Raw genomic sequence first — 26569 nt, forward strand, 5'->3', positions numbered from 1 at the left:
GTGCGGCGCAGCCGCTCTCACAGGGCGAGCGCAGCGAGAGCTTTCACGAGCTGATCGATCTCGTACCGGGTGGTGTAGGGAGCGAGTCCGATGGTGACGGCACCACCTTCGTCGTTGACGCCCAGGGCGTCGAGCAGACGACTGCCACCGTGGACCCCGCTGACGCTGCCGATTCGAGCCTGCGCGAGTTGCTCGGACACCTTCACCGCGGGCATACCGTCGACGGTGAAGCTGACGGTCGGGATACGCGTGGGCGCAGTGCCGAGCACCATGACGTGATCGAGGGTGGCGAGCGCAGCCATCAGATGCTCGAAGAGCCGATCCTGATAGTGCTGCAGCGACCCGATCGACAGTTCGAGCCGCTCACGGCGAGTGCCGGTGGCTGCGTCGTCGAGGTTGGCCAGGTAGTCGATGGACGACACGACACCGGCCAGCAGCGCGTACTGATGACCACTGACCTCGAGCCGCTCGGGCCCCTTCGCCGACGGGTTCAGCGACATCGACGGCAACTGGTCGAGCAGTGTCGGATCGCGGAAGATCAGCGCACCCACCGACGGCCCACCCCACGCGGCCGCGTCGATCGCGACGACGTCGGCTCCGAGTTCCTTGATGTCGACGTGTGCGTAGGGGGCTGCTCCAGCGGCATCGACGACGATGAGTCCACCGACCTCGTGGACCAGATCGGCCGCGACGCGAACGTCGGGAGCGCTACCCACGATCGGCGACGCCGCGGTGACCGCCACGAGCCGGGTGGTGGAGGTGATGAGTTCCTCGAACTGCCACGTGGGCAGCTCGCACGTATCGATCTCGACCTCGGCCCAGCGCACGTGTGCGCCGGTTCGGCTGGCGACCCGCAGCCACGGCGCAACGTTGGCTTCCTCGTCCAGACGCGAGAGCACCAAACCGGTTCCCAGCCCGAGCCGGGAGCTCAGAGAATCGGCGAGCCACGACAGCAGCGTCGCCCGATCCGGTCCGATGACCACCCCGGACGGATAGGCACCGACCAGATCTGCGATTGCGACGCGGGCGGATTCGAGCAGAGCAGCACTCCGCTTGGCGGCGATGTTGCCGGCCGAATGATTGGACGCACTGTGCCGGAACGCCGTGGAGACGGCCGTCGACACGCGATCCGGAATCAGCATTCCCAGCTGAGGGTCCAAATGAATCCACCCGTCGCCGAGGGAGGGAATGGACCCTCTGACCCGTGCGACGTCGTACCCCATGCCGGACACTCTAAGCGCCGACCCGCCGAGGGTGTGTTTCACGTCCTGTTTCCCCAGGGAAAGGCAGCCAACAACGCACGCTTCGATCCTCCTGACACCCCGGTTGCGAACGACCGAACCAGGATAATCGCCCCTGTCGATCGCGCAACGGCAGGCGACGCGTAAAGATGGATGCATGACGCAATCCGAGTCGAACAATGCACCCGGCGATCACGTCGTCGTGATCGGCCCCAACGGAGAGCCACTCGCACTGAGCCGCGAAGAAGCCACCGCTGCCGCGGCCCGCGCTTCCGGTTCGGCGGCCAACGAGGAGTCGTCCGACGGATCGGACCTCTCGGAGATGGTGGAACAGCCCGCCAAGGTGATGCGCATCGGCACGATGATCAAGCAACTGCTCGAAGAAGTGCGCGCAGCACCTCTCGACGACGCCAGCCGCAATCGGCTCAAGGAAATCCACAAATCGTCCATCCAGGAGCTCGAGCAGGGCTTGGCCCCGGAGCTGCGCGACGAGCTCGAGCGTCTGGTGCTGCCGTTCGGCGACGACGTCGTGCCCACCGACGCCGAACTGCGGATCGCGCAAGCTCAGCTCGTCGGCTGGCTCGAAGGACTGTTCCACGGCATCCAGACGGCACTGTTCGCTCAGCAGATGGCCGCACGGGCCCAGCTCGAGCAGATGCGTCAGGGCGCATTGCCTCCCGGTGTCATGCCCACACCGGGCGGCGGCCACGGCAGCGGTACCGGCCAGTACCTGTAACACCACACACACGCTCGCAAAATGAGCTGCATGGTCGATTGCAGGTAGTGTCGACCGTCGTGTCGGCACCAGCGAAGGATCCCGAGAGCGAGGCAGGAGAACAGATGCCTGCTCCGGTTTCGGACTCACAGACTTATCGGCGCGCGTTCGGCGATCTGCGGACCGGTTTCAACCAGCGTGAGCTGTGGCTGCATCTCGGCTGGCAGGACATCAAGCAGCGCTATCGACGGTCGGTGATCGGCCCGTTCTGGATCACCATCGCCACCGGCGTCCAGGCCATCGCCATGGGCCTGCTGTATTCGGTGCTCCTGAACATCGATCTGCGCGAGTTCCTGCCGCACGTGACCGTCGGGCTGATCGTGTGGGGCCTGATCAGCGCCGCGATCCTCGAAGGCGGAGACGTCTTCGTCGCCAACGAGGGCCTGATCAAGCAGCTGCCCAGTGCGCTCAGCGTGCACGTCTATCGGTTGGTGTGGCGTCAGCTCCTGCTGCTCGGCCACAACCTGCTGATCTACGTGATCATCATCGCGATTTTCTGGCCGCCCGGCGGACTGCACTGGACCGTGATCTTCGCGATCCCGGCGCTGGTCCTGATTCTGCTCAACGCCGTGTGGGTGTCGATCCTCTTCGGTATCATCGCCACCCGCTACCGCGACATCGCCCCGATCCTCGGCAGCTTCGTCACGCTGATGTTCTTCATGACGCCGATCGTGTGGACCACCTCGGGCCTACAGCAGATGGGCGGCGAGGCCGCGAATCGCGCGAAGCTCGTCGAGATCAACCCGCTGTTCCACTACCTGGACATCATCCGGGCCCCTCTGATCGGCGAGGACCAGCAGGCGTACCACTGGTACATCGTGCTCGGGTTCACCGTCGTCGGGTGGGCGCTGGCCATCGTCGCTCTCAAGAAGTACCGGGCCCGCGTGCCCTACTGGGTTTAGGGGTCAGCAGTTGTCCATCAGCATCAGTACTCATGACGCATGCGTCGACTTCCCGATCTTCGACGCCAAGACGCGGTCCTTGAAGAAGGCGTTCCTCGGCAAAGCCGGCGGTGCCATCGACCGGAACTCCTCCGACGTCGTCGTCGTCGAAGCTCTCAAGAACATCACGATGAACCTGAAGGACGGCGATCGCGTCGGCCTGGTGGGTCACAACGGCGCGGGCAAGTCGACGCTGCTGCGGCTGCTCTCGGGCATCTACGAGCCGACGCGTGGCAGCGCCACCATCCGCGGCCGCGTCGCGCCGGTGTTCGATCTGGGCGTCGGTATGGACCCGGAGATCTCCGGTTACGAGAACATCATCATCCGCGGCCTGTTCCTCGGTCAGACGCGCAAGCAGATGCTCGCGAAGATGGACGAGATAGCCGACTTCACCGAACTCGGCGACTACCTCGACATGCCGCTGCGCACCTACTCCACAGGTATGCGGGTGCGCGTCGCGATGGGCGTCGTCACCAGCATCGACCCGGAGATCCTGCTGCTCGACGAGGGCATCGGGGCTGTCGACGCGGAGTTCATGAAGAAGGCCCGGCACCGGCTGCAGGAGTTGGTGAAGCGCTCGGGAATCCTGGTGTTCGCCAGCCACTCCAACGAATTCCTGGCTCAGTTGTGCGATACCGCGATGTGGATCGATCACGGCCAGATTCGCCAGCAGGGCGGCATCGAGGACGTAGTGCGGGCATACGACGGCGACGACGCCGGAGACCACGTCGCGCAGATCCTGAAAGAGATCGAGCGGGAAGACGGACCTGATGGGCAAACCGGTGCCTGACAAGATTGTCGGGGTCATCGTCACGCACAAGCGGCGGGAGTTGTTGTCTCTGTCGTTGGACGTCATCGGTGCCCAGACGCGTCCGCTCGATCATCTGGTCGTCGTCGACAATGCGAACGAGCCTGCTGTGCGTGAGTTGGTGGAGTCGACGGCCCTACCGACGACGTACCTCGGCTCGCAGCACAACCTGGGCGGCGCAGGCGGATTCGCTCTCGGCATTCTGTACGCCCTCTCGCTCGGCGCGGATTGGGTGTTTCTCGCCGACGACGACGGCCGCCCCGAGGGCCCGAAGGTGCTCGAGACCCTCTACGACTGCGCGCTCGCGCACGGTCTGGACGAGGTCTCGCCGGTCGTCTGTGACATCGAGGATCCGGATCGTTTGGCGTTCCCGTTGCGACGCGGCGTCGAGTGGCGTCGTCTTCGCTCGGAGTTGATCGACCCGGAGAATCCGGACGACGATCTGCTCGAAGGCATCGCGTCGTTGTTCAACGGTGCCTTGTTCAAAGCGTCGACGATCGATGCGGTCGGCGTGCCGGATCTGCGACTGTTCGTGCGCGGCGACGAGGTGGAAGTACACCGCCGATTGCAGCGCTCGGGCCTGAAGTTCGGAACGTGTCTCACCGCCGCGTACGTCCACCCCAACGGGGCCGAGGAGTTCAAGCCGATCCTCGGTGGACGGATGCACACGCAGTACCCGGAGGATGCAACCAAGCGGTACTTCACCTACCGCAACCGCGGTTACCTGATGTCGCAGCCTGGTATGCGAAAGCTGTTGCCGCAGGAGTGGATTCGCTTCACCTGGTTCTTCTTGATCACCACCAGGAATCCTCGCGGTCTGGCGGAGTGGTTCCGGTTGCGCGGACTCGGCCGTCGAGAGCACTTTCGTAAGCCCTGACATGTTTGCGAACGCGCCCTCACCGGCTACCGTGTGCCCATGACGGAACCTCGGAAGCTCGCGGATCGCATCAAGTCGTCGGCTCGAGAAAAACTTCAACGAGCAATCGGTGAGGTTCTGGCGCAGCAGACCGCGCAGCTGGCCGAGCAGACCAGCGATCAGCAAGCGAAATTGCTCGACGTCCTCGAACGTCAACGACGTGAGATCGACGATTTGCACGCCTTCATTCGCGGTCTCGAGATGCGGATGCGTCGCGACATTCCGTACGCCTCCGACGTCGAAGCCGCCGCCCAGAGCGCAGAATTCGCCGAAGAGATGATGCCGGAGGCCCCGACCTTCCTGCGGCCGCACGCCACGCTGCGATTCGCCCTCGGTGAGATCTCCATCCGCGGCATGGCGCTCGAGTTCGGAGTGGCCAGCGGGACGACGCTCGAGATCATCGCCGAGGAATTGGCGTCGCGTAAGGACATCACCGTCGTCGCCGGATTCGACGTGTTCTCCGGCCTACCCGAGACCTGGCGTACGGGCTTTCCGAAGGGACTCTTCGAGCAGGACACGATCCCCGAAGTGCCCGGCGCACAGATCGTCCCGGGGCTGTTCGAGGATTCTCTGCCGGGCTTCCTGAAGGGCCACCACGAGAAGTTGGCTTTCCTGCACCTCGACGCCGACCTGTACTCGTCGACGGTCACCGTGCTGGACCTCGTGGCCGATCGACTCGCAGTGGGCACCGTCATCGTGTTCGACGAGTACTTCAACTTCCCCGGCTGGCGCAACCACGAGTACCGGGCGTGGACGGAATTCGTCGCACGCACCGGCACCGAATTCGACTACCTCGGGTACACCGCCGACAACGAACAGGTCGTCGTACGGATTCGCACGGCACCCAAGTTCCGCACGAACTAGCTACTGCCCGTAGAGACGAGCCCAGTTCTCGCGGCTCGTCAGCTGCGGGACGGCGGCGCGGAATCGAGCCTGGACGTCAGGTCCCTCCGCCCTGAGCCGACGCAGGACCGTCGCCGTGCGGTTGGCAACCTCTCGTGCGGCCAGTTTGTCACTGCGCCGAACCCGCACTCCGGACTGCGAGGCATCGGCCACTACGGCCCTGTCGAAAAGCGATACATGCCACCAATGCGCATCCGCTGCAGAGATGAACGCCAGTTCTCGTCGCAAACGGCCTTGAAACTGATTCTTGATTCGCTTCGCCAGAACCAGATCGATGAGCTTGTTTTTCGGTGCAAAGCCTGCAGGAATCGTCATTAGGTCGGATGACCGTACATCCGGGATCGCAGACGCAGGATGCTTGACCGTTTCCGGATGCCGACTCCGAAGTTCTCGGATCTCACCTAGCACTGTCCGCCCACCGTCCTCCAAGATCGACGGTCCCGACAGAAAGTCCTCGATGCCCTTGAGTGCCGTGTGCGCCAACCCGTACTGCATCGAAACAGCAAATTGCGTGATCTCGCGCCCGAGCATGATGCTGAGCGATTTCACATCGAAATCACTGTGGAGCGCGGCAGTAATCAGCGAGTTTCGTACGCTGAAGTATCGCGACCAGTCATCGCGATCCTTCCAGTGAAAATCGGCGTGCCAGACTCCGGCATTGGGAAGCGTGGCCGTTGCAAATCCGTTGGCCCGGGCGCGTATGCCGAACTCGATATCGTCCCATTGAAAGAACATGGGCAAAGGCAGACCGATCGCCGATATGACTTCGGCAGGTATGAGGCATGACCACCAAGCGTTGTAGCCCGCGTCCACTCGACGATTCTGGCGCTTCTTCGTCAGATCGGCGTCGTGGATCGAATTGGCAGACCAACGACCGGCTTTCAGCTTCGACAGGTCGGCTTCCTCGCCGCTCACGTGCAAGTTTTGCGGGTTCATCAGGTACAACATTTGTGCCCCGACCAAGATCGGTTCGGCCGTCACGTTGGCGAATGCGTTCATCCGCAGAATGCTTTCGGGCTCGCACAGTATGTCGTCGTCCATCAAGATGACGTTGGCGTGCTCGTTTATCGCGGTGACCTCGAACATGCCGCGCGTGAAGCCGCCTGCGCCGCCCAAATTGCTCTGCCGAATGTATACCAGTTTGTCGCCGAGGGCTTCACGCACGTCCGCGAAAAGGCGTCGACTCGACACCGGATCAGTACCCTGGTCCACCACGAAGATGGCGTCTAGCCCAGCAAGAAGTACCTCGTCCCCCGCAAGCGCACTGAGTGTCTCGGCGCAGTCGTCGGCCCGATTGAACGTGCAAATTGCAACTGCTGCCGGTCGAATCACAGCGGGGGCGGCGACAGTCCACTCGACATTCGAGACGGTGAGACTGTCGTCGACTGCTGCGATCTCGATCCACAGGAAACCACCGTCGAGAAAGGTGTCGACGGTCGATGTCAGTGACTGGCGGCCAGACCCGGACACTCGCACAGTCGACACAGTCCGTTCGTTACCACCCGAGTCCGACGCGCGAAGACGGACCTCGCCGCCGCCGTCGTGATCGAATGCCACCTCGACGGTCTCGACGGTCGTCCACCTTTGGAAGTAGCTGGCTGCAAATCGACCGAAGTAGGTGTCCGTGTTTACCGTCGCACCTTGCGCCAGGGTGACGTCGAAGCGCCGACGATGCACATCGCCAGTTTCGATCGACGCGTAAAGATCGTCGGACACGCGCGAAGACGGGCCCGCGAATGTCCCACGCTGAACTACGAAACGAGCTGGCGCAGTGTGCTCGACAAGCCTGTCGCGGATCGCGGCTAGGTCAGGTGCCTCGGTCTTGGCATCGACGAAATCGCTCATTAGTCTCCTACGAGTTCGCGATGTGGCGTCACACCGCGCTTGTCGGGCACGATTGCACGACGCGTGTCACGATATCAACCGAAGTCGACCACTCGGTCTAAGCGCGCTTTGGCGCGGCGACGACCCAGTATGGCGCTGACCATCGAGATCACAAGAATCACGGCAAACGCCCCAGCAGCGGCCGCGCGACCCACAGCCAGTCCCGGCGACGCGTAGCTCACTTCGAGGACTCCACCGCCGGCAGCGACCTCTACACCCAGAAGGCCAGCCGGGCCCTCTGTGACTGCCACAGGCGTCCCGTCGACCGTAGCCGTATATCCAGGCCACGCGAGACGTGCGAAGTAAATGCTGCCGGGCACGGAACCCTCGAAACGAACTCGCTCGACAGCCTCGCTGCTGCTGACTGTTTCGACCTCCATCGCAGGCGACCACCACGTCGCGTGGCCAGAACCTTCCATGAGCGGGTTTTCGCGCACCCATACAACCCGCGCCTCATCCGACGCTGCCATCCCCCAGCCGGCAGGTGGTTGGCCGGCTGTCGCCTCGGGCAACAGGGACCGCTGCAAGACGAGTGTGGAAACACCCATGACGTCGATCAACGGGGCGTCGATCGACGCTGATGCCGGTGCGAAGAGACGGTCGTAGGCATCCGAGCAGACGGCACCTCTGTAGTCCATACAGAGAGCGTCCGCGAAGGCGTCGAATCCCATCCCCGTATAGCTGGCCACCGTCTGAGCACCGGATGCGCGCGGAACATTACCGAACAGAAGCTTGCCGGTTCGGGTGTCCTCCGTAGTGACTGTGCTGCGCTCCGCCAGTTGCAGAACAGTGCCTTGATAGGCCTGCGAGCCCAGGCGAAGTTCAGAAAGCAGGAACGCCGGCGCTCCACCATTCGGCGGCGATGCAGATGCAGGTTCTGCCGACGGCAACGGGCTCGCGGCAGAAGGAAATACCGAAGTCTGAAGGAACAAGATCGACAGGGTTCCGATCAGACCGACGCCTGCCAAAGCCGTCAGTTCCCGACGGCGGCATGCAGTGACCGCCACTGCCATCAGCGCGAGGGTGACGATCACAGCGATCAGGTGCGTCGACGCCAGGTCCGGACGCACCGCCCACGCCAGATAACCACCGAACAGGACGACACCGACCGTCAAGAGGATCCGACGACGGATCTGGTCGCGTGCAATGCCGCGGGACAAGGCGACCGCGAACGCCATGGCCACCGCCAAATAAAGATACTCGACCAGTCGAAATGGCCACCGAAACAGCCACACATTCGAGGGAGCGAGGCAAGCAATCAAATAGAACGAACCCACGACGAACAAACTTGAAGCGCCGACAAATCGTCGTCGCAGCGCCCCCCACCTCAACCACGGCAGGAGCGGTAAAAAGAACCAAGCGAAGTATGTCGATGGAACACTTTCGAGCCGCTCTCCACCCCAGTTGCTCATCGAGGGAAGGTAGGTGGCTGAGCTGCCCGCGACGATGTCACCCAGGTCAGGCACCAGAAAGGTGTCATTGGCTATGGCAGCCAGGGTCTGTCGGTTGGTAACTGAGCTGGACCCCAGCAGCGGCAGGAAGACCATCAGTGCGACCGCACCGACGCACAGTCCCATCACGACGAGTAGCACGAGCCGTTCGTATCGACGCCGGACCAGCAGCTCGATGCCCAGTGCGCCGAGCACGACCACCATTCCCACCGGCGCGTAGGGGTTGCCTGCCGTCATGGCCAGGAAGCCGAATACGAACGGGAGTATCGCCGTAGATCGACCCCGGGCGAATCTGCGTGACGACCACCAGAAATGCGTCACCCACGTGAAAGCCGCGAGTCCAGCCGGCCAACCTGCCGCCTCGTACCACAACGTCAGTCCGGAAACCGGCAGCGCAACCGCCACCAGGAAGGCGGGGGCACGGCTGGCTCCATACGACCGCGCGAGAAGATAGACGCCGGTCCCCAGAATGGCGATCATTTCGGCGGCAACGACAAATGCTGCGAGCGAAAGGTTGTCGAAGAACGAGACGACGACGAAGTTCGCCAAATTGACCGGGTTCCAGATACCCAGTAGCGCTTCAGCCGCGTAGTTGCCGCCCATCCAACCTGCGGGGTCCATCGAAATCCAACTACCACCGCGCAATTGGGTTCCGAAGACGTGCCACAAGGGTGCGAACTGCTCGTACTGATCGCCGACGTAATAGAACAGCGTGCCCCGCCACTGCGGAACTACCGACAACGCGAGAACGGTGACGAACACAGTCGCCACCATCAGCGCGTCTGGAACTCGTCTACCCCTACGAACCGGACCGCTGCTGATCGCTCTCGTGGACAGGTCAGTGGTTGTCATCGGACTTTCACAGTGGCGGTCGGGCGCTCACGCGTGAGAATTTTTTTCGACAACACGAATGTGAAAGGAATTGCAGCAACCGCGGCTACGAGGGGTGCCACACGCTCGTCCATGTTCAACCCGCCCACGAGCAGAACGACTCCGACCGTGGTGATCACATAGTTGGTCAGATTACCGAGCGGGAACAAGATGAACTTTCGCCAGGTGGGAGGCGTCTTGAAGGTCCAGTAGCAGTTGAGAAAGAATGAACCGATCATGGCGATAACTATTGCGATCAAGTGCGCGGCAAGGTAGGGAACGGCCAGCCGGAGCATTAGATAACTGCCGTAATAGACAGAGGTATTCGCGACTCCCACAATCGCGAACCTTATCAAGTGGCGGAGCTGTGAAGACCTGTCGGGTTTTGGCTTGTTCATCGGTTCGGTCACGAAAAATCATCGCCACTCTGAGGGCGGGCTCGATGCTTCTGGTCACGTGTGCGGTTGACTGTGCGCGCTGGACCGCGATCGCTTTCCGTTTCAGCTACGAGGAAGTGGGGACGTTGCTTGGTCTCGTAGTAGATTCGGCCCACGTACTCACCGATCACCCCGAGGAACATCAACTGCAGCCCCCCGAGGCCAATGATCGCGGCAACCAGGGTGACGTAGCCGGGCACGACAACGCCCGCGACAATTGCAGCGATCACAAGGAAAAGTACGTAAGCCAGACCGAGAGTCATCACTGCGGCACCGATGTAAATCGCCAGTCGTACGGGCGCGTTGTTGAACGACATGATCCCGTCGATCCCGTAGTTCACCAATCTACGGAAAGACCACTTGCTGGCACCGCCGCCTTGACGTGAGACATTCTCGTAATCGACCGTCGCGCTCGGAAAGCCGATCCACGAAAACAGCCCCTTCGAGAATCGGTTGTATTCACCCAGCTGAAGCAGCGCGTCAACAGCACGACGACTCAACAAGCGGAAGTCTCCAGCGCCGTCCTGCATGTCCACATCGACCAAACGGTTGACGGCCCGGTAGTACATCTTTGCCGCGAAGGTGCGGCCCACCGAGTCACCTGTCCGAGTGCGTCGAGCTACCACCTGGTCATAGCCGTCCCCGTGCAGGCGCAACATATCCAGGATGAGTTCGGGCGGGTGTTGGAGATCCGCGTCCATGATCACGACTGCATCACCGGTCGCATATACGAGGCCCGCCAGCATCGCAGATTCTTTGCCGAAGTTGCGACTGAACGAGACATAACGGATGCGCTCGTTCTGTTCGCTTAAGCGCCGCATGATCGAGACCGTTGTGTCGCTGCTGCCGTCGTTGACGAGAACGATCTCGAGCTCGGGTCCCTCGTCGCCGAGCACCGTGAACAGCTTCTCGGCCAGATCGGACAGGACGTCTTCCTCGTTGTAACACGGGACCACGACGGACAACAGCACAGTCACTCCAAATCGACGCGGACTTCGGCGACCGCGTGCAGGTATAGGCCGCCGAGCGGCTGAACCCATCCAGTTTCGCACAGCGAGCTCAACCCGCCGCATCGTTCCGGTCGACATCGAAGTTCGAGACAGATCACGCTCTCACCGGCACCGAGTTGAGTGCGGCATCCGACGCCTTGGGTGTTTCGGTGCGGACGTGGCTGCGCAAGCCGGGAACGTCTACCGTTTCCATGTCGAAGAAGCCAACCGAGTCGGGATCGTCGCGACGTCGTGGAAAGAGAGTGTGGGGTTGTTCCGCTACAAGCGCACCCTGGTCGACCCCGGCGAACGCGCATCGGTGATCGACCGCCTCACCGAACCCGCCGCAGCGGACGAGCGCCCTGGCCGCGCTTGTCGAAAAAACTTATGTGACATCGATACTCGACCTCGACGAGGTTCAGGAGAAGCAACTTGCTGCCACGGCGCAGTCAGCATCGGACACCCGGTCGGCAAGTCCCTTGACTCGATGACCGTGGCACTGGTGACGATCGGGTACATCACGACGATCGGCAGCTGAGATGAGTCATGAGTAGGCGGAAACCCTGCTCCTGAGCAACGGCGTGACTTTGGTCCTCACACGAAGCCACATACACCTTCGACCACAGCTGCGTAACAGTTTCACAGGCTGATGATCGATTCTTTTGTTGCATAGACTTTTTCGGTGGCGTCCTTCTGCGGTCGCCACCACTGCTCGTTGTCGCGGTACCAGTCGACGGTCGCTTTCAATCCTGCTCGGAAGTCGACATAGGTTGGTGTCCAACCCAATTCGGTGCGGAGCTTGGTGGAGTCGATGGCGTAGCGCAGATCGTGGCCGGGGCGGTCGGTGACGAAGTCGAATGCGTCGGGTGCGTTGCCGGTTTCTTCGAGGATCGCTTCGAGGACGGTGCGGTTGTTCGCTTCGCCGTCGGCTCCGATGAGGTAGGTCTCGCCGATGCGGCCGCCGTCGATGATGGCCCAGACGGCGCTGTTGTGGTCGTCGACGTGGATCCAGTCGCGCACGTTCTGCCCTGCACCGTAGAGCTTGGGGCGTGAGCCGCTGAGGATGTTGGTGATCTGACGCGGGATGAACTTCTCCACGTGCTGATACGGGCCGTAGTTGTTGGAGCAGTTCGAGATGGTGGAACGGACCCCGAACGAGCGGGTCCACGCGCGGACCAGCAGATCACTCGACGCCTTGGTCGACGAGTACGGGCTCGACGGGTTGTACGGGGTCGATTCGGTGAATCTCGCCGGATCGTCGAGTTCGAGGTCGCCGTAGACCTCGTCGGTGGAGATGTGGTGGTAGCGGACGTCGTGTTCGCGGACCGCGTTGAGCAGGGTGGTGGTTCCGATGACGTTGGTGTGGACGAACGGCCACGGGTCGGTCAACGAGTTGTCGTTGTGGGATTCGGCGGCGAAGTGGACGACGAGATCGGTTTCGCGGACGAGGCGGTCGACGAGATCGGCGTCGGCGATGTCGCCGTGCACGAAGTCGATGCGATCGGCGACGGGGTCCAGAGAGGCCTTGTTGCCGGCGTAGGTGAGCTTGTCGAGCACGGTGACCTGGGAGTCGGGGCGCTGCGCGAGGGTCTGATGTACGAAGTTCGCGCCGATGAACCCGGCCCCACCCGTGACGAGAATTCTCATGAACAGGCACTTTACCGGGGGATGCTCGTGTGGGCCGTTCTTGTCGGGCGCGCGTGCTAGCTTCTGTTCGACTTCGGGGGGAGTACGTCAATGGGTCTGGGAAAAATTCTTGTCCGTCTCGCGGCACTGATAACGCTGCTGTTCGGGTTCATGTGGGCAATTCCGCAGCTGGCTCCGCAAATACCGGAACCGTACGAGGGTGTACGGACTCTACCACCGGTGTCACCCAGACCCACGGGCTCGACGACAGTGCCGCCGCCATTGCCGCCGGGTTTTCCGTCGATGGAACGCCCGCCACCGCAAATCGAGGTGCCCGACGGGCAGCCGCAGCCCATCGCCACCAAATTCGGCTGGACTTACGACATTCCGGCTGACTGGGAGAATTGGAACGACGGATTCTCGGAGTGGGTCGGCGAGGACGGATCGACCGCAACATACGGCGCAATGGGTCTCCACGGACGATTCGATTGCGAAGGCGGTGAGTTCGAGTCTTCGGCAATCAGCGGAATGACCGGTCGTCGTGCCGGTGACTTGACTGTCCTCGCCTATCGAGAGGTGCAGAAAGCGTCGATGATCTTCACCAACGAAGATGGTTCTCTCGAACCCACCGTTCGGATCGGGGACCCCAAGTATCTGCAGATCGACGGAGCTCCGGCTGTCCACTACACAGCCCTGGTGGAAGACATACCGGATTCGCCGTACTGCCCTCCTCCCCGCGCGACATTCGACGTCGTCACGACTACCGGTTTCGCCACCGCAGAGGTCGCGGTCTTCGTCGTGCTTGCCGACCGTGATGTCGAGAACGCACTGACCGACGAAGACGTCGAAGGCCTCATCTCCTCACTACGGAAGAGCTCGACGGAATGACCGAACAGCTCGCGGCAAAAACATCCGAAATCGCCGGCCTCGGTAATCTTCTCGATCGCATCGGTGCCGATACCCTGGCCAGTCACCACTACTTGCTCGACAACGCCGGCCTCGGCGAGAACGTGGTCGGAGAGATTCTGAAGAAGCTGCGTCCGTATATCGCGCGCTTCCAAGAGATGACCCGCACCCGACACGTTCACCTGTCGGCCAACTGCGGCGAGATGGGGGCCGAGCTGAACAAAGCTGCCTGGTTGTATGCCGATCAAGACCGAAAGAATTACGACCTGCTCAACGCCCACACATCTGTGCCACCGCTACCCGGCAGCGACCGCGGGAGTTCGGATCACGCCGCGGCCGGGCATGTAGACGAATTCGACGGTGCCGCTGACTACGGTCATCCTCACGGAATCGATTATCCTCCAACCAATCCCGCCATCGACGACATCCGCGACGTGCTCGCCGATGCCTCCGAGTGGCTCGGCGAGATCGACCGAACGATCTTCGAACTCTCCGGGTGGAGTCCGCTACGCGAAGCGACCATTCCTGTCACCGGCAACTGGAACGAAATCCGTCGAATCGGTCAGGCGTACCAGATTGCGGGCGACGCCATGGAAGCCGCAGCCGAGTCGTTGGCTGCAGGAGTACGCCGCGTCGACGGTCACTGGAACGGTGCAGCCGCACAGGCATTCACCGACTATGCCGACCGACAACTCGCCGCAATGCGATGGGAAGGGCATGCCGGCCGAACGATCGCCGCAATCTGTACAGCCATCGCCGAGCAACTTCGTGGCGCAGCGCTGGCAGTGGTCCGCAAGATCGTCGAATTGCTCGAGTCCGAAGTGGCCCTCGACAACGCCCGCGGTGCGCTGAAGGTCGTGCTCAAGAAAGTGCCGGTGGTCGGCACTGCATGGCAGGTGGAGAGCATCATCGAAATATGCTTGACGGCAATGGATCTGACCAAGGATCTCATTGTGAAGATCGAGCAGGTGGTCGACGACTTCGGCGGGTTCCTCGACGCGCTCGGCGACCCCGAAGGCCAGGTGGGCCAGAAGATCGACGACACACTGCGACCGCTGAACGACCTCCTCGACTACGGCAAGCAAGCCGTCGAAGCGGGCAAGACCGCGGATATCCGACCGGTACTCGACACACCGGACGAGGACTTCTCCGTCGGCACCGGCGACGAACCATGGAGGGACGCATGATCGAGTCCCTGCCTCCGCACGCCCGCGCTGCCTACGACCGACTGATGGCATCCTGCGGAGAGCTCGAAGCCATGCGTACATGCGCCTCGAACGCAGACCTGAAAACCCGGACCGTCACAACGGAACTACTGGCCCGCGTGGCGTCCTCACCGCGAGCGTCGGCCGACCTGATCCACTACGCACGCCGCGTCGCGTCGGGTGAATGCTGTTGGGAACGAATCCAGGTGGACGCGAATCCGCTGCCTCCGGAGGTGGACGAGCTCACAGCCGATCCGCTGATCGTGTGGCCGTCGGAATGGCCGACATCGACGACCGACGCCCTGTCTCAGCCCTATCGAATCCCGTGGGAGTGAGTGCCGCTGGACGTGTCAGGACCGTCGAACAGTGCGCCCGGCAAAAGCCGCGATGCGCTCGTACGCGTTTGCTCCGTCGGGTGCAGGCTGCTCGGGATCGAAGGCACCACCCCTGCGCTCATCGGTCATATTGGCCGACATGAACACCATCCCCTCCTCCGCCACGGTCTGGTCGAAGTCGTCGGTACCGCGCCCGAGCGCGGTCGCAAGGTCCCACGCGTGCACCGAAAGTTCAGCAGCGACCATGCCGGCCGGCAGCGGTGAACCTGCGTAGAGCTCGGTCAGCAGTTCGCGGGTCCGGGCGGTCCACAGCGGAACCGGATCCGAGGAGGGCTCGGGTGCGGCCGACCAGTCGATCTCCCCACCTCGCGCCATCGTCACCAGGTTGGCCGCGGTGTGCACCAGGTGGTCCGTCAGGTCAGCGACTGTCCACTCCGTGCAGGGCGTGGCCGACGCGCGTTCGGCGTCGGTCATTCCGGCCATCAATTCGGTGATCTGAGTGGCACCGGTGGCGATCTGGCTACTCGTCGTCACGTGGCTTGTCCCTTGTTCGGTCGACGGGCGGTTCCGTCGGAACGGGGCAGGGCTGGCCGGAGTCTATGGGCAGTTGCCACCTCGCGCGCCGGAAACGAAGGTGCACGACCGAGCGGGTGATCGGAGGGTCTGGAAGACTTCGGGCTCATGCGGGGAATCATTCTGGCGGGCGGCACGGGCTCACGGCTTCATCCGATCACGATGGGAGTGAGCAAACAGCTGGTCCCGGTCTACGACAAACCGATGATCTACTACCCCCTCTCGACCCTGATCCTCGCCGGCATCCGCGAGATCCTCATCATCACCACACCCCAGGACGCCGACCAATTCGCACGACTGCTCGGCGACGGCTCCCAATTCGGCATCTCCCTGACCTACAAGGTCCAACACGAACCCAACGGCCTCGCCCAAGCCTTCGTCCTGGGAGCCGAACACATCGGCACCGACTCCGCCGCCCTGGTGCTCGGCGACAACATCTTCTACGGCCCCGGCCTGGGCACCCAACTCTCACGCTTCGACACCATCGACGGCGGAGCCGTCTTCGCCTACGAGGTCTCCGACCCCACCGCCTACGGCGTCATCGAATTCGATGCGAACCGCAAAGCCGTGTCGTTGGAAGAAAAACCCACCGCCCCGAAATCGAACTACGCAGTCCCGGGCCTGTACTTCTACGACAACGACGTCATCGCCATCGCCCGCGACCTCGCCCCCTCCGCCCGCGGCGAATACGAGATCACCGACGTCAACCGCCACTACCTCGACGCCGGCCGCCTCCAGGTCGAAGTCCTCCCCCGCGGCACCGCCTGGCTCGACACCGGCACCTTCGACTCCCTCCTCGACGCCTCCAACTACGTGCGCACCATCGAACAACGCCAAGGACTCAAGATCGGGTCCCCCGAAGAAGTCGCCTGGCGACGCGGATTCATCACCGACGACGAACTGCGCGCCCGCGCCGAGAAACTCGTCAAATCCGGCTACGGCCGCTACCTGCTCGACCTGATCGACCGAGGAAACCGATGACCTTCCGTGAACTGAAAATATCCGGCGCCTACGAATACACCCCACGCCAGTTCGGTGACGACCGCGGCGTGTTCTTCGAATGGTTCAAAGCGAGCCTCTTCGCCGAAACGACCGGGCGAGCGTTGGACCTGAAGCAGGCGAACTGCTCGGTCTCCGCCGCCGGAGTGCTGCGCGGAATCCACTTCACCACCAACCCACCCGGGCAAGCGAAATACGTCACCTGCGCCCGCGGAGCGTTCCTCGACGTCATCGTCGACCTGCGCGTCGGCTCCCCGACGTTCGGGCAATGGGACAGCGTGCTGATCGACGACATCGACCGCAGAGCAGTGTTCCTCTCCGAAGGCCTCGGGCACGCCATCTTGTCGTTGGAAGACAACTCCACCGTCATGTACCTGTGCGGCCTCGAATACACCCCGGCACTGGACCGCGACATCAACCCCCTCGACCCCGCCCTGGGCATCGACTGGCCCACCACCGGCCGCGACGGATCGCCTCTCACCTACGAGCTCTCCGCCAAAGACAAAGCCGCCCCCACCCTCACCGAAGCCCTCGAAGCAGGAAACCTGCCCACCTTCTGAGTAAGTCGTTGCTGGGGCGACACCGCGGCCGTGCGGCGTCGCCCCAACATCCGATGCGAAGGCTACAGACGGTCTTTCCGTCGACCGCGCCTGCTCCATAAAGGCTGAGCCGCAACAAGTTCCGTTTCCGTCGCCGTCCGGAACGGAGACGCCGACAGGTCGACCTGCGGGTGCGCATCCTGCCCTCGGGTGGCTCGCAAACTGAGTATCACGGAGATCGCGAGAATCGACGAGATGACACCGAGCGAGACGGCGGTGGGGATGTAGAACACGTCGACCTTGAGTGCCATCTTGATGCCGACCCAGATGAGGACCAACGCCAGTCCCACCTTCAGATACACGAATCGGTGCATCAGGTCCGCGAGCAGAAAGTACATCGCCCGCAGTCCGAGAATGGCGAATGCGTTGGCGGTGAACACCAGGAAGGGGATGTCGGTGACGGCGAAGATCGCCGGGATGGAATCGACAGCGAAGACGATGTCGGTGACTTCGACGAGGACCAGCACCGCCAACAGCGGAGTGGCCAACGCAACGCCCCCGATGCGCACCACGAACTTCTGCCCGTAGAACGCGTCGGTCATGGGAACGTAGCGACGGAACAACCGCAGCGTACGAGACTGTTCGGGATCGAGATGCTCGTTGCGCTGACGCACCATGCGGTATCCGGTGAAGATCAAGAAGGCGGCGAAGAGGTAGAGCACCGCGCTGAAGCTGGCGATGAGGGCAGATCCCCCGGCGATGAAGATGCCACGAAAGACCAGCGCACCGAGTACGCCGAAGAACAGGACGCGGTGTTGCAACTCCCTGGGCACCGCGAAATACGTGAAGATGATGGCCCACACGAACACGTTGTCGACCGCCAGCGACTTCTCGATCAGGTAGCCGGCGAAGTACTGCTGGCCGAACTCGGCACCGGCGGTGGCCCAGATCAGTGCACCGAATCCAACGCCGAAAGCGACCCAGATACCGGACCAGACAGCCGCTTCGCGCACTCCGATGACGTGTGCTCGCCGATGGGCGAACAAATCGACCGCAAGCATAGCGACGATGAAGCCGAGTACTGCCACCCAAGCCCAAAATGGAACGGACATGACAACCTCCAGTTCGGTGAACTGGAGGTCTCTCCCGCCCGACGTGGGCCGCTCGCCGGGCCCGGATTGCCGGGCCGTGGTGACGACGAAGCTGCTGGGGGATACTCCCCTCCTGGGGCACATTGAACCAGGACTTCGGCCCGGGATCAAGGAAACTCAGCGCCCCACAACAGTTACCGAATTTTGAAGATCACGAACCGCTGCACCAGGAAGTTGATGACCGTCGCCGTTCCCTGCGCGACGACGAACGCCACGTTGGCGTACCAGAAGCCGTCGGGCAGAACCTGGTAGAGCCAGGTGTAGATCCCGACCTGGACGGCGAAGGTGACTCCGTACAACGCGACGACGGCGAAGAACCGAGCACGGGACGGTGCCGCGTTGAACGTCCACCGACGGTTGATCAGGTACGCCGTGGTGGTGCCGAGCACGAACCCGATCGCCTTGGCCAGAGTCACCCCGACGCCGAACACGAAATGCAGGATCAGATTGACGCCCTGATCGACGATCGCCGACAACACACCCGTCGCCAAGAACCGCACTACCTGCGTCTTGAGATCGAGGGCCGCGTCGGCGATGTTCTCGGTCAGTGGCAGCTCGACGGGCAGCGGGACGTGATGCTGCAGCTCGTCGTCCTCGGGCGACCAGTCGTCGTTCCCGGAGCCGTCTTCGATGGAGCGATCAGGGGTGGACACGAGGACTGACATTAGCTGCTATCGCAATGCGGGTACCCTCTTGAGCGATGTCCACGACAGCCGACGACGCACTCTTCCCCCTGGAACCACAGGCCGGGAACACTGCGCCGCTACCCACGCAGACCCGCACACTCACTGGTTGGGGCCGCACTGCGCCCTCCACCGGCGAGGTGCTCTCGACCTCCGACCCCGAGCTCATCGCGAACGCGGTCAAGCAGGTCGCCGAGCAGAACGACTCCAAGCCGGCTTACCTCCGACGCGGCGTCATCGCCCGCGGCCTCGGCCGCTCCTACGGCGACAACGCGCAGAACTCCGGCGGACTCGTCATCGACATGAATGCCCTCAACGGCATTCACAGCATCGACGCCTCGACGCGCATCGTCGACGTCGACGGTGGCGTCAACCTCGACCAACTGATGCGTGCTGCACTGCCGTTCGGTCTGTGGGTTCCGGTGCTTCCTGGTACCCGTCAGGTCACCATCGGCGGAGCAATCGGCACGGACATCCACGGCAAGAACCACCACAGCGCGGGCAGCTTCGGCAACCACGTCCGCTCGATGGAACTCCTCACCGCTGACGGTCAGATCCGCCACCTGACGCCGACCGGCAAGAACGCCAAGCTCTTCTGGGCGACGGTCGGCGGCAACGGCCTGACCGGCATCATCCTGCGCGCGACGATCGAGATGACGCCCACGGAAACGGCCTATTTCATCGCCGACGGCGACGTCACCAGCACCCTCGACGAGACCATTGCCCTGCACAGCGACGGCAGTGAGAACAACTACGACTACTCGAGCGCCTGGTTCGACGCCGTCGCTCCGCCCCCCAAGCTCGGCCGCGCAGCTCTCTCACGTGGATCGTTGGCGCGCCTCGACCAGCTTCCCGAGAAGCTGCAGAAAGATCCGCTGCGCTTCAACGCCAAGCCGCTCGTGAAGTTCCCCGATATCTTTCCGAACGGGCTCGCCAACAAGTACACGTTCTCCGCCGTCGGCGAGGCCTGGTACCGCAAGGCCGGCAACTATCGGAACAAGGTTCAGTCCCTGACAGCGTTCTACCACCCACTCGACATGTTCAGTGAGTGGAACCGCGCCTACGGCTCCAAGGGATTTCTGCAGTACCAGTTCGTGGTGCCGCCGGAGGCCGTCGACGAGTTCAAGAAGATCATCGTCGACATCCAGAAGTCCGGGCACTACTCGTTCCTCAACGTGTTCAAGCTGTTCGGGCCGGGAAACAAAGCGCCACTGAGCTTTCCGATTCCAGGCTGGAACATCTGCGTGGACTTCCCGATCAAGCCGGGCCTCAACGAGTTCGTCCGCGAACTCGACAAGCGTGTGCTCGAGTTCGGCGGTCGTCTGTACACCGCGAAGGATTCGCGCACCGACGCCGAGACGTTCCACTCGATGTACCCGCGGATCGACGAATGGATCAAGGTCCGTCGATCCGTTGACCCCACAGGCGTTTTCGCCTCCGATATGGCTAGAAGGCTGGAACTGCTGTGACGATAGACGCCGTAGGTAACCCACAGACGATTCTCGTTCTGGGTGGCACCAGCGAGATCGGTCTCGCGATCACCGAGGAGTACCTCTCGAAGTCTCCGGCACGCGTCGTTCTCGCTGCGCTGCCCAACGATCCGCTGCGTGAGAGTGCCGTTGCACAGCTCACCGCCAAGGGCGCGAAGTCCGTGGACGTCATCGACTTCGACGCACTCGACACCGCGTCGCATCCGAAGGTCATCGACGCGGCCTGGGCCAAGGGTGACGTCGACGTCGCGATCGTTGCCTTCGCCGTCGACTTCGATGCCGAGCAGCTCTGGCAGGACCAGCGCAAGGCCGTCCTGGCCGCGAACATCAACTACACCGCATCCGTGTCGGTCGGCGTTCTGCTGGGCGAGAAGATGAAGGCGCAGGCGTACGGCCGCATCATCGTCATGTCCTCGGTGGCAGGCGAGCGGGTCCGTCGCTCCAACTTCGTCTACGGCTCCACCAAGGCCGGTCTCGACGGTTTCTACCTCGGACTCGGAGAAGCGTTGCGCGAGTTCGGTCCTCGGGTCACGGTCGTTCGTCCGGGCATGGTGCGCACCAAGTTCAGCGCCCACGTCAAGGAAGCGCCGATGACCGTCGACAAGGAGGTCATCGCGAAGCTCGCGGTGAACGCTTCGCGCAAGGGCACCCCGCTCATCTGGACTCCCGCACCGTGGCGTCTGGTGATGATGGTGCTGCGACACGTGCCGCGGCCGATCTTCCGCAAGCTGCCCATCTGATCTCGATGACTGACGGGGTTGCACCGGCTCGCAGAACCGCCTCTGCCGTCGGGGAGATCGTTCTCGGTGCGCTCGTCGCAGTCGTGGTGGCGACGGTCGGGCTGTACGCCTTCTCACTGGTTCAGTGGCCGGCGTTCAACTCGTCCAACGTCACTCGCGCTCTGACAACTCTGGGCCAGGTGGTAGCCGCGGCTCTGTTCGCGTCGTCGATCTACCTGTACCGAATCCGTAAGTGGCCGTGGATCGCTCGAATCACAGCGTGGGTCGGGCTGTCCGGCTTCGTTACCGTGACCCTCGGAATGCCCTTGGCGGCAACCAAGCTGTACCTGTTCGGCATCTCCGTCGACCAGGAGTTTCGGACCGAATACCTGACGCGGCTGACGGATTCGGCGTCGTTGCGCGACATGACGTACGCCGACATCCCACCGTTCTACCCCGCCGGTTGGTTCTGGCTCGGTGGACGGGTCGGCAACCTGCTGGGTATGGACGGCTGGGAAGTGTTCAAGCCGTACGCAATCGGACTGCTTGCTGTCACGTCGGTGGTCGCTTTCGTACTGTGGAAGGCCCTGATCCGCAGTGACTGGGCTGTCGCCGTCAGCGCTGTCACGACTGCATTGGTTGTCGCCTACGCCTCGCCCGAGGCCTACAGCGCCGTCATCGTGCTGCTGTTCGCCCCGGCATTGCTCCTGGCCTGGGGCGCGTTGCATCGCCCCGTCGGGATGAATGCGGCATCCAGTCGGTCAGACGGCAAGAATGGGACATTCATCCCCACTGGGGGACGCGCAGCAGGCGGCTGGGGAGCGGTGATCGGTACCGGCCTGTTCCTCGGTCTGGCCGCGACGTTCTACACCCTGTACCTGGGTCTGGCCGCGTTCACCGTCGTGCTGATGGCCTTGTTCGCCGCCGTTCTCGCCTGTCGCGAGCGCAAGACCTGGCGGGCCCTGATTCCCATTGCACTCAAAGTGGCTGCGATCGCCGTCATCTCGGGCCTCATAGCGGCGACGGTATGGCTGCCGTATCTCGTCGACTTCCTCCGCGGCGCACCGTCCACATCGGGCACCGCACTGCACTACCTGCCCGAGGCCGGTGCAACGCTTCCGTTCCCGATGTTCGAGTTCTCGATGATGGGCATTCTGTGCCTCTTCGGAACGGTATGGGTCGCAGTACGTTTCTCGTCGTCGCGTCGAGCACAGGCACTCGGAGTCGGCGTCGTCGCGGTCTACCTGTGGACGTTGCTGTCCATGGCGGCCACGGCTGCGGGCACCACACTGCTCTCGTTCCGACTCGAAGCGGTTCTCATCGTATTGCTCGGCAGCGCAGGCGTTTTCGGATTCCTCGAAGGCAGCCACGCGATCTACCAGGCCATCAACGAGCCACCGAAGTTCCGCATCGCTGCCGTCGTCGTCGCGACCATCGGCGCAATGGCCTTCGCGCAGAACATCCCCCAGGTACTGCAGAGCGAGATCACCGTCGCGTACTCCGACACCGACGGTGATGGCAACCGTGCCGATATGCGTCCGCCGAGCGCCGTCTCGTACTACCGCGAGGTCGACGACGCCCTGACCGAACAGACCGGTCGACCGCGCGACGAAACCGTCTTGCTCACTGCGGACACCTCGTTCCTGAGCTACTACCCGTACTTCGGATTCCAAGGACTGACGTCGCACTACGCCAATCCACTGGCGCAGTTCGATCAGCGGGCCGACGCCATCGAGCGGTGGACCGAGCTCGAGACCCCCGACCAGATGATCGAGGCGCTCGACACCAGCCAGTGGCGCGCCCCCGACGCCTTCCTGTTCCGCCGCGGTGCCGACGGCTACACCTTGAGACTGGCGGAGGACGTCTACCCGAACGATCCGAACGTGCGGCGCTACACCGTCACCTTCCCCGAGTCACTGTTCGAGGATCCACGCTTCACCGTGACCGATATCGGCCCCTTCGCACTGGCGGTGCGCACTGCATAAACGCCATGCGCGCCGGATCGAGACCGCGGCCGCAGGCCGAGTACGTCACGGCACAAGCGGGTTACCCGCGGCAGGCGCCGGCAGCACCTGACGAGCCGTGATCTCATCGCCACACGAGTCACACTCGAGCCTCACGTGTGCGTTGCCCCCACAGTCGCGGTGCGTGTAGTGCACGGGGACACCGTCGGGTGCCATGTACGCGTCGCCCCAGTCTTTGAAGGCCATCAGAATCGGATAGATGTCGTGGCCCTTGCGGGTCAGCCGGTATTCCGCGTAGGTGGAATCGGTCTGCACCTTGGCGAGAATGTCGTGCTCGACGAGGCGGTCGAGTCGATCCTGCAGCCGACTTCGTGAGATCCCCATGGCGCTCTGGAAGTGGTTGAAACGGCGAACCCCTGCGAACGACCACTTCAGAATCACCAGCGTCCACCGGTCACCCAGAACGGACAGAGACCTCGAAATCGAGCAGGGCACATCGGCCAGCTCCGCATGACGCATACCGTCGACCTTACCCAGCAGTCTCGAAACGAGACTATTGCTGCTACTTTGTAGTCTCGAAATGAGACCAGGGGTGTACATGGACGCTGTGACAGACGATCGAGGGCAGCAATTCTCGGCACTCGCCGGAATTCTCGAAGAACGCTGGACGTGCAGACAGTTCCGGCCGGATGCAGTGCCACGCGGCGATATCGAGCGTGTGCTCGCCCTGAGCCAGCGCACACCGTCGTGGTGCAACACCCAGCCGTGGCAGGTCATCGTGACGGAAGGGGAAGGGACAGACCGCTTCCGCCGGACACTCCAGGACCACGTCCGCGGCGGCGGCCCCGTGCAGAGTGACATCCCCTTCCCCACCCAGTACGCCGGCGACTATCGCGACCGTCGCCGTGCGTGCGGACTGCAGCTCTACGACAGTGTCGGCATCGAGAAGGGGGATCCGCGCGCCCTTGCTCAGATGCTCCGTAACTTCGACTTCTTCGATGCGCCACACGTCGCCGTGATCACCACCGAGGCCGATCTCGGCGAGTACGGAGCGATCGACTGCGGTCTGTACGTCAACACCTTTTTGCTCAGCGCACACAGCCTCGGCATCGCAACCGCCCCACAGGCCGCCCTCGCGTCGTACTCCGATTTTCTGCACGATTACTTCGACATACCGGAGCACCGGCGCATCGTGCTCGGTATCTCGTTCGGATACGCGGACCTGGAGCACCCGATCAACTCGTTCCGAACCGAACGGGCAGACGTGACGAACGTGACCACCTGGATCGGTGACTGATCCGTACATAGGGGTGGGGCGGCGTCGCACTCCAGCCGGTGTGACCCAGCACGTTCGAGTTTTCGCCGACCGTGATCTTTCTGTAACCTCGACGCGATGACCACCCACGACCAGAGAGTTCTCGAGCGGCAGCCGACCACGGCACCGGCTCGACACTCCGGCGTCGGGCGAGGCGACCTCGTGGCGGCCGTCGGATTTCTGATCGCCGCCGTGTACGTCCTACAGGGTCAGTGGCGCAATCTGAACGGCGGCTACCTCTACAACAGCGGCCAGGACCAGACGATGTGGGAGTGGTTCTTTTCCGTCGCCGCCCATGCCGTCGCGCATCTGGACAATCCACTGTCCAGTGACCTGCAGAATTACCCGCTCGGGGTGAATCTGATGGCGAACACGGCGATGTTCGGCATCTCCATCCCGCTCGCTCCGATCACGCTGTTGTTCGGACCCACCGTCACCTGGGCAATCGCCCTCGCCGCCGGCCTCGCAGGCACCTCGTTCGCCTGGTACTGGCTGTTCTCGCGTCAGCTGAACGCGTCCAAGGGTGCCGCCGCAATGGGCGGCGCACTGTGCGGGTTCGCGCCCGGTGCCATCTCCCATGCCAACGGCCACCCCAACTTCGTGGTGCTGTTCCTGCTCCCGGTCATCGCGATGCTGGTCACCCGCATCGCACACGGCGGCGGAACCACCAAGAACACCGTCGGGCTCGGCCTGATCGTCGCGCTGCAGATCCTGCTCGGCGAAGAACCGCTGCTGATCTTCGCGATGTCGTTCGCCATCTTCGCCGTCGTCTACTACCTGTCCCGGCCGCGTTCCCTGTGGCGGGCCGTACGCAATGCCGTACCCCGGCTCGCGGTGTCGGCGACCATCGCGCTGGCCATCGTCGCCTTGCCGCTGTGGTGGCAGTTCTTCGGACCGCAGTCGTACTCCTTCCTCGAACACGGCCCGATGGGCAACGACGCCAAAGCCCTGTTCCAGTTCCCGACGCAATCCATCGGTGGCGTCGCCACCCCAGGTCAGAACGTACGGATCAACGCCACCGAGGAGAACGCCTACTTCGGCTGGCCGCTGCTCGTGCTGTGCCTCGTGGCGGCAGTGTGGATGTGGCGTGTTGCCTGCGCCAGAGCCGCGGCTGCCACGGCCATCGTCATGAGCGTGCTCTCGCTCGGCGCAACGCTGATGATCGGCAAGAACGACACCGGCATCACCCTGCCGTGGACGAAACTCGCCGAATACCCACTCGTCGAATCCGTCCTCGAGACCCGCTTCGCCCTCGGCGCGGTCCCCGCACTCGCTCTGTTGCTCGTCCTGGCCACCGATCGGACGTTCCGCAACGGACTACGGCCGTTGCCTGCATTCTGGATCGCCGGACTCGCCCTCGCCCTCGTTCCGCTGATCCCGACGCCGCTGGTCACCGTCGACAAATCCCCCACACCTCGGTTCTTCGCCGACGGCGATTGGCAGAACTACGTCGACGACGGTTCCGTCGTCACCGTCCCTCTCCCACGGCCCGAGGACGCCCGGCCGCTGCGTTGGCAGATGGACGCGGACATGGGCTTCACGCTTGCCGCCGGATACTTCGTCGGACCGAGCGATCAGGAAGAGAAGGTCGCCAAGTACGGTGCCGTCGATCGCCCGACGGCGCTGCTGCTCGGCTCGGTCTACGACTCCGGCACCGTTCCGGAAATCACCGCCGATCAGCGCAGCCAGGCGGCGCAGGACATGAGCTTCTGGGAAGCCGACGTCGTGGTACTTCCGCCGAGCAAGAACACCGTCGCCCTGCGCAGCACGGTCACCGAGCTGCTCGACGTCCAGCCGCAATACACCGGCGGCGTATGGGTGTGGGATGTGCGCTCGCTCGTCCAATAGC

Annotated in this window: 26 protein-coding genes; 16 read left to right on the forward strand and 10 right to left on the reverse strand. The window is 63.0% G+C overall.

From position 1 onward, the window contains the following. Positions 1-17 precede the first annotated feature (17 nt). On the reverse strand, positions 18-1223 hold the full coding sequence (locus tag AB0P23_RS08850) for a cysteine desulfurase-like protein (RefSeq protein ID WP_032366782.1): 1206 nt from the start codon (positions 1221-1223) through the stop codon (positions 18-20). A 175-nt stretch (positions 1224-1398) separates the two neighbouring features. On the opposite strand from AB0P23_RS08850, the gene AB0P23_RS08855 reads away from it, so the two are divergent. The 5 genes from AB0P23_RS08855 to AB0P23_RS08875 all read left to right on the forward strand — a co-directional run bounded on the left by AB0P23_RS08855 (position 1399) and on the right by AB0P23_RS08875 (position 5545). Continuing rightward, positions 1399-1977 (forward strand): bacterial proteasome activator family protein, encoded by a 579-nt coding sequence (locus AB0P23_RS08855; RefSeq protein ID WP_027494774.1) that lies wholly within the window; start codon positions 1399-1401, stop codon positions 1975-1977. Positions 1978-2081: 104 nt separating this feature from the next. Beyond that, complete coding sequence (locus AB0P23_RS08860) at positions 2082-2918, forward strand: ABC transporter permease (protein WP_167328462.1); 837 nt, start codon at positions 2082-2084, stop codon at positions 2916-2918. A gap of 16 nt (positions 2919-2934) precedes the next feature. Beyond that, positions 2935-3747, forward strand: a complete 813-nt coding sequence (locus tag AB0P23_RS08865) for an ABC transporter ATP-binding protein (protein WP_176458595.1) — start codon at positions 2935-2937, stop codon at positions 3745-3747. Further along, positions 3728-4642: a glycosyltransferase family 2 protein gene (locus AB0P23_RS08870; RefSeq protein WP_032401121.1), complete on the forward strand. Its 915-nt coding sequence runs from the start codon at positions 3728-3730 to the stop codon at positions 4640-4642. Before AB0P23_RS08865 ends, AB0P23_RS08870 begins: the two co-directional genes overlap by 20 nt. 39 nt (positions 4643-4681) lie before the next feature. After that, entirely contained in the window at positions 4682-5545 is an 864-nt protein-coding gene (locus AB0P23_RS08875) for a TylF/MycF/NovP-related O-methyltransferase (RefSeq protein ID WP_032401120.1), read from the forward strand. Here AB0P23_RS08875 and AB0P23_RS08880 read toward each other — a convergent pair whose 3' ends face one another. From AB0P23_RS08880 to AB0P23_RS08895, 4 genes are all read right to left on the reverse strand, one after another. Beyond that, a complete protein-coding gene (locus tag AB0P23_RS08880) occupies positions 5546-7429 on the reverse strand; it encodes a glycosyltransferase (RefSeq protein WP_052061665.1) in 1884 nt (627 codons plus the stop codon). 74 nt (positions 7430-7503) lie between these two features. Next, entirely contained in the window at positions 7504-9771 is a 2268-nt protein-coding gene (locus tag AB0P23_RS08885) for a hypothetical protein (protein WP_052061664.1), read from the reverse strand. Beyond that, positions 9768-10199, reverse strand: coding sequence for a GtrA family protein (locus AB0P23_RS08890; RefSeq protein ID WP_230593544.1), 432 nt, complete (start codon positions 10197-10199; stop codon positions 9768-9770). The genes AB0P23_RS08885 and AB0P23_RS08890 overlap by 4 nt, the downstream gene beginning before the upstream one ends. Then, entirely contained in the window at positions 10196-11197 is a 1002-nt protein-coding gene (locus tag AB0P23_RS08895) for a glycosyltransferase family 2 protein (RefSeq protein ID WP_052061674.1), read from the reverse strand. The genes AB0P23_RS08890 and AB0P23_RS08895 overlap by 4 nt, the downstream gene beginning before the upstream one ends. Before the next feature lie 196 nt (positions 11198-11393). On the opposite strand from AB0P23_RS08895, the gene AB0P23_RS08900 reads away from it, so the two are divergent. Then, entirely contained in the window at positions 11394-11753 is a 360-nt protein-coding gene (locus AB0P23_RS08900) for a hypothetical protein (protein ID WP_363797294.1), read from the forward strand. A 101-nt stretch (positions 11754-11854) separates the two neighbouring features. Here AB0P23_RS08900 and rfbB read toward each other — a convergent pair whose 3' ends face one another. Further along, complete coding sequence (gene rfbB, locus AB0P23_RS08905; protein WP_032401118.1) at positions 11855-12862, reverse strand: dTDP-glucose 4,6-dehydratase; 1008 nt, start codon at positions 12860-12862, stop codon at positions 11855-11857. Positions 12863-13081: 219 nt separating this feature from the next. On the opposite strand from rfbB, the gene AB0P23_RS08910 reads away from it, so the two are divergent. The 3 genes from AB0P23_RS08910 to AB0P23_RS08920 are packed head-to-tail and all read left to right on the forward strand — an operon-like array spanning position 13082 to position 15287. Then, positions 13082-13729, forward strand: coding sequence for a hypothetical protein (locus tag AB0P23_RS08910; RefSeq protein WP_155288752.1), 648 nt, complete (start codon positions 13082-13084; stop codon positions 13727-13729). After that, complete coding sequence (locus AB0P23_RS08915) at positions 13726-14934, forward strand: hypothetical protein (RefSeq protein WP_363797296.1); 1209 nt, start codon at positions 13726-13728, stop codon at positions 14932-14934. The genes AB0P23_RS08910 and AB0P23_RS08915 overlap by 4 nt, the downstream gene beginning before the upstream one ends. Continuing rightward, positions 14931-15287 (forward strand): hypothetical protein, encoded by a 357-nt coding sequence (locus AB0P23_RS08920; protein WP_032401165.1) that lies wholly within the window; start codon positions 14931-14933, stop codon positions 15285-15287. Before AB0P23_RS08915 ends, AB0P23_RS08920 begins: the two co-directional genes overlap by 4 nt. Before the next feature lie 15 nt (positions 15288-15302). Here AB0P23_RS08920 and AB0P23_RS08925 read toward each other — a convergent pair whose 3' ends face one another. Beyond that, positions 15303-15821, reverse strand: a complete 519-nt coding sequence (locus AB0P23_RS08925; RefSeq protein ID WP_052061661.1) for a maleylpyruvate isomerase family mycothiol-dependent enzyme — start codon at positions 15819-15821, stop codon at positions 15303-15305. A gap of 147 nt (positions 15822-15968) precedes the next feature. Here AB0P23_RS08925 and rfbA point away from each other — a divergent pair, with 147 nt between their 5' ends. Together rfbA and rfbC are read left to right on the forward strand one after the other, a co-directional pair. Next, positions 15969-16841 carry a glucose-1-phosphate thymidylyltransferase RfbA gene (rfbA, locus tag AB0P23_RS08930; protein WP_032401116.1) on the forward strand — a complete coding sequence of 291 codons (873 nt, stop codon included), beginning with the start codon at positions 15969-15971 and terminating at the stop codon, positions 16839-16841. Next, on the forward strand, positions 16838-17419 hold the full coding sequence (gene rfbC, locus AB0P23_RS08935) for a dTDP-4-dehydrorhamnose 3,5-epimerase (RefSeq protein ID WP_032401115.1): 582 nt from the start codon (positions 16838-16840) through the stop codon (positions 17417-17419). Before rfbA ends, rfbC begins: the two co-directional genes overlap by 4 nt. A 62-nt stretch (positions 17420-17481) precedes the next feature. On the opposite strand, the gene AB0P23_RS08940 is transcribed toward rfbC, so the two are convergent. After that, positions 17482-18510: a TerC family protein gene (locus tag AB0P23_RS08940; RefSeq protein ID WP_032401114.1), complete on the reverse strand. Its 1029-nt coding sequence runs from the start codon at positions 18508-18510 to the stop codon at positions 17482-17484. A 173-nt stretch (positions 18511-18683) separates the two neighbouring features. After that, a complete protein-coding gene (locus AB0P23_RS08945; RefSeq protein WP_230593552.1) occupies positions 18684-19181 on the reverse strand; it encodes a GtrA family protein in 498 nt (165 codons plus the stop codon). 68 nt (positions 19182-19249) lie between these two features. On the opposite strand from AB0P23_RS08945, the gene AB0P23_RS08950 reads away from it, so the two are divergent. Genes AB0P23_RS08950 through AB0P23_RS08960 form a run of 3 tightly spaced genes read left to right on the forward strand, consistent with a single transcriptional unit; the run spans position 19250 to position 23426 of the window. Then, positions 19250-20701 (forward strand): FAD-binding oxidoreductase, encoded by a 1452-nt coding sequence (locus tag AB0P23_RS08950; protein WP_027494795.1) that lies wholly within the window; start codon positions 19250-19252, stop codon positions 20699-20701. Continuing rightward, the gene (locus AB0P23_RS08955; RefSeq protein WP_027494796.1) at positions 20698-21462 is read left to right on the forward strand and encodes a decaprenylphospho-beta-D-erythro-pentofuranosid-2-ulose 2-reductase; all 765 of its coding nucleotides are present in this window, start codon (positions 20698-20700) and stop codon (positions 21460-21462) included. Before AB0P23_RS08950 ends, AB0P23_RS08955 begins: the two co-directional genes overlap by 4 nt. Positions 21463-21467: 5 nt before the next feature. Beyond that, complete coding sequence (locus tag AB0P23_RS08960; protein ID WP_045841506.1) at positions 21468-23426, forward strand: galactan 5-O-arabinofuranosyltransferase; 1959 nt, start codon at positions 21468-21470, stop codon at positions 23424-23426. Positions 23427-23471: 45 nt separating this feature from the next. On the opposite strand, the gene AB0P23_RS08965 is transcribed toward AB0P23_RS08960, so the two are convergent. Continuing rightward, the gene (locus AB0P23_RS08965) at positions 23472-23924 is read right to left on the reverse strand and encodes a helix-turn-helix domain-containing protein (RefSeq protein WP_032374170.1); all 453 of its coding nucleotides are present in this window, start codon (positions 23922-23924) and stop codon (positions 23472-23474) included. Positions 23925-24003: 79 nt separating this feature from the next. Between AB0P23_RS08965 and AB0P23_RS08970 the strand changes: the two genes are divergently transcribed. Together AB0P23_RS08970 and AB0P23_RS08975 are read left to right on the forward strand one after the other, a co-directional pair. After that, positions 24004-24702: a nitroreductase gene (locus AB0P23_RS08970; protein ID WP_045841680.1), complete on the forward strand. Its 699-nt coding sequence runs from the start codon at positions 24004-24006 to the stop codon at positions 24700-24702. Between the two features lie 96 nt (positions 24703-24798). Beyond that, positions 24799-26568 (forward strand): hypothetical protein, encoded by a 1770-nt coding sequence (locus tag AB0P23_RS08975; protein WP_032374171.1) that lies wholly within the window; start codon positions 24799-24801, stop codon positions 26566-26568. The last annotated feature ends 1 nt before the right edge of the window (position 26569 follow it).

The sequence above is a fragment of the Rhodococcus sp. NPDC077669 genome, from assembly GCF_040686915.1.
Lineage (GTDB): Bacteria > Actinomycetota > Actinomycetes > Mycobacteriales > Mycobacteriaceae > Rhodococcoides > Rhodococcoides fascians.

What these genes read in the sequence shown, in the direction of transcription:
- AB0P23_RS08850 (WP_032366782.1), bottom strand. Translation starts at nt 1,223, where the DNA reads ATGGGGTACGACGTCGCACGGGTCAGAGGGTCCATTCCCTCCCTCGGC.
- AB0P23_RS08855 (WP_027494774.1), top strand. Translation starts at nt 1,399, where the DNA reads ATGACGCAATCCGAGTCGAACAATGCACCCGGCGATCACGTCGTCGTG.
- AB0P23_RS08860 (WP_167328462.1), top strand. Translation starts at nt 2,082, where the DNA reads ATGCCTGCTCCGGTTTCGGACTCACAGACTTATCGGCGCGCGTTCGGC.
- AB0P23_RS08870 (WP_032401121.1), top strand. Translation starts at nt 3,728, where the DNA reads ATGGGCAAACCGGTGCCTGACAAGATTGTCGGGGTCATCGTCACGCAC.
- AB0P23_RS08875 (WP_032401120.1), top strand. Translation starts at nt 4,682, where the DNA reads ATGACGGAACCTCGGAAGCTCGCGGATCGCATCAAGTCGTCGGCTCGA.
- AB0P23_RS08880 (WP_052061665.1), bottom strand. Translation starts at nt 7,429, where the DNA reads ATGAGCGATTTCGTCGATGCCAAGACCGAGGCACCTGACCTAGCCGCG.
- AB0P23_RS08885 (WP_052061664.1), bottom strand. Translation starts at nt 9,771, where the DNA reads ATGACAACCACTGACCTGTCCACGAGAGCGATCAGCAGCGGTCCGGTT.
- rfbB (WP_032401118.1), bottom strand. Translation starts at nt 12,862, where the DNA reads ATGAGAATTCTCGTCACGGGTGGGGCCGGGTTCATCGGCGCGAACTTC.
- AB0P23_RS08915 (WP_363797296.1), top strand. Translation starts at nt 13,726, where the DNA reads ATGACCGAACAGCTCGCGGCAAAAACATCCGAAATCGCCGGCCTCGGT.
- AB0P23_RS08920 (WP_032401165.1), top strand. Translation starts at nt 14,931, where the DNA reads ATGATCGAGTCCCTGCCTCCGCACGCCCGCGCTGCCTACGACCGACTG.
- rfbA (WP_032401116.1), top strand. Translation starts at nt 15,969, where the DNA reads ATGCGGGGAATCATTCTGGCGGGCGGCACGGGCTCACGGCTTCATCCG.
- rfbC (WP_032401115.1), top strand. Translation starts at nt 16,838, where the DNA reads ATGACCTTCCGTGAACTGAAAATATCCGGCGCCTACGAATACACCCCA.
- AB0P23_RS08940 (WP_032401114.1), bottom strand. Translation starts at nt 18,510, where the DNA reads ATGTCCGTTCCATTTTGGGCTTGGGTGGCAGTACTCGGCTTCATCGTC.
- AB0P23_RS08950 (WP_027494795.1), top strand. Translation starts at nt 19,250, where the DNA reads ATGTCCACGACAGCCGACGACGCACTCTTCCCCCTGGAACCACAGGCC.
- AB0P23_RS08960 (WP_045841506.1), top strand. Translation starts at nt 21,468, where the DNA reads ATGACTGACGGGGTTGCACCGGCTCGCAGAACCGCCTCTGCCGTCGGG.
- AB0P23_RS08965 (WP_032374170.1), bottom strand. Translation starts at nt 23,924, where the DNA reads ATGCGTCATGCGGAGCTGGCCGATGTGCCCTGCTCGATTTCGAGGTCT.
- AB0P23_RS08970 (WP_045841680.1), top strand. Translation starts at nt 24,004, where the DNA reads ATGGACGCTGTGACAGACGATCGAGGGCAGCAATTCTCGGCACTCGCC.
- AB0P23_RS08975 (WP_032374171.1), top strand. Translation starts at nt 24,799, where the DNA reads ATGACCACCCACGACCAGAGAGTTCTCGAGCGGCAGCCGACCACGGCA.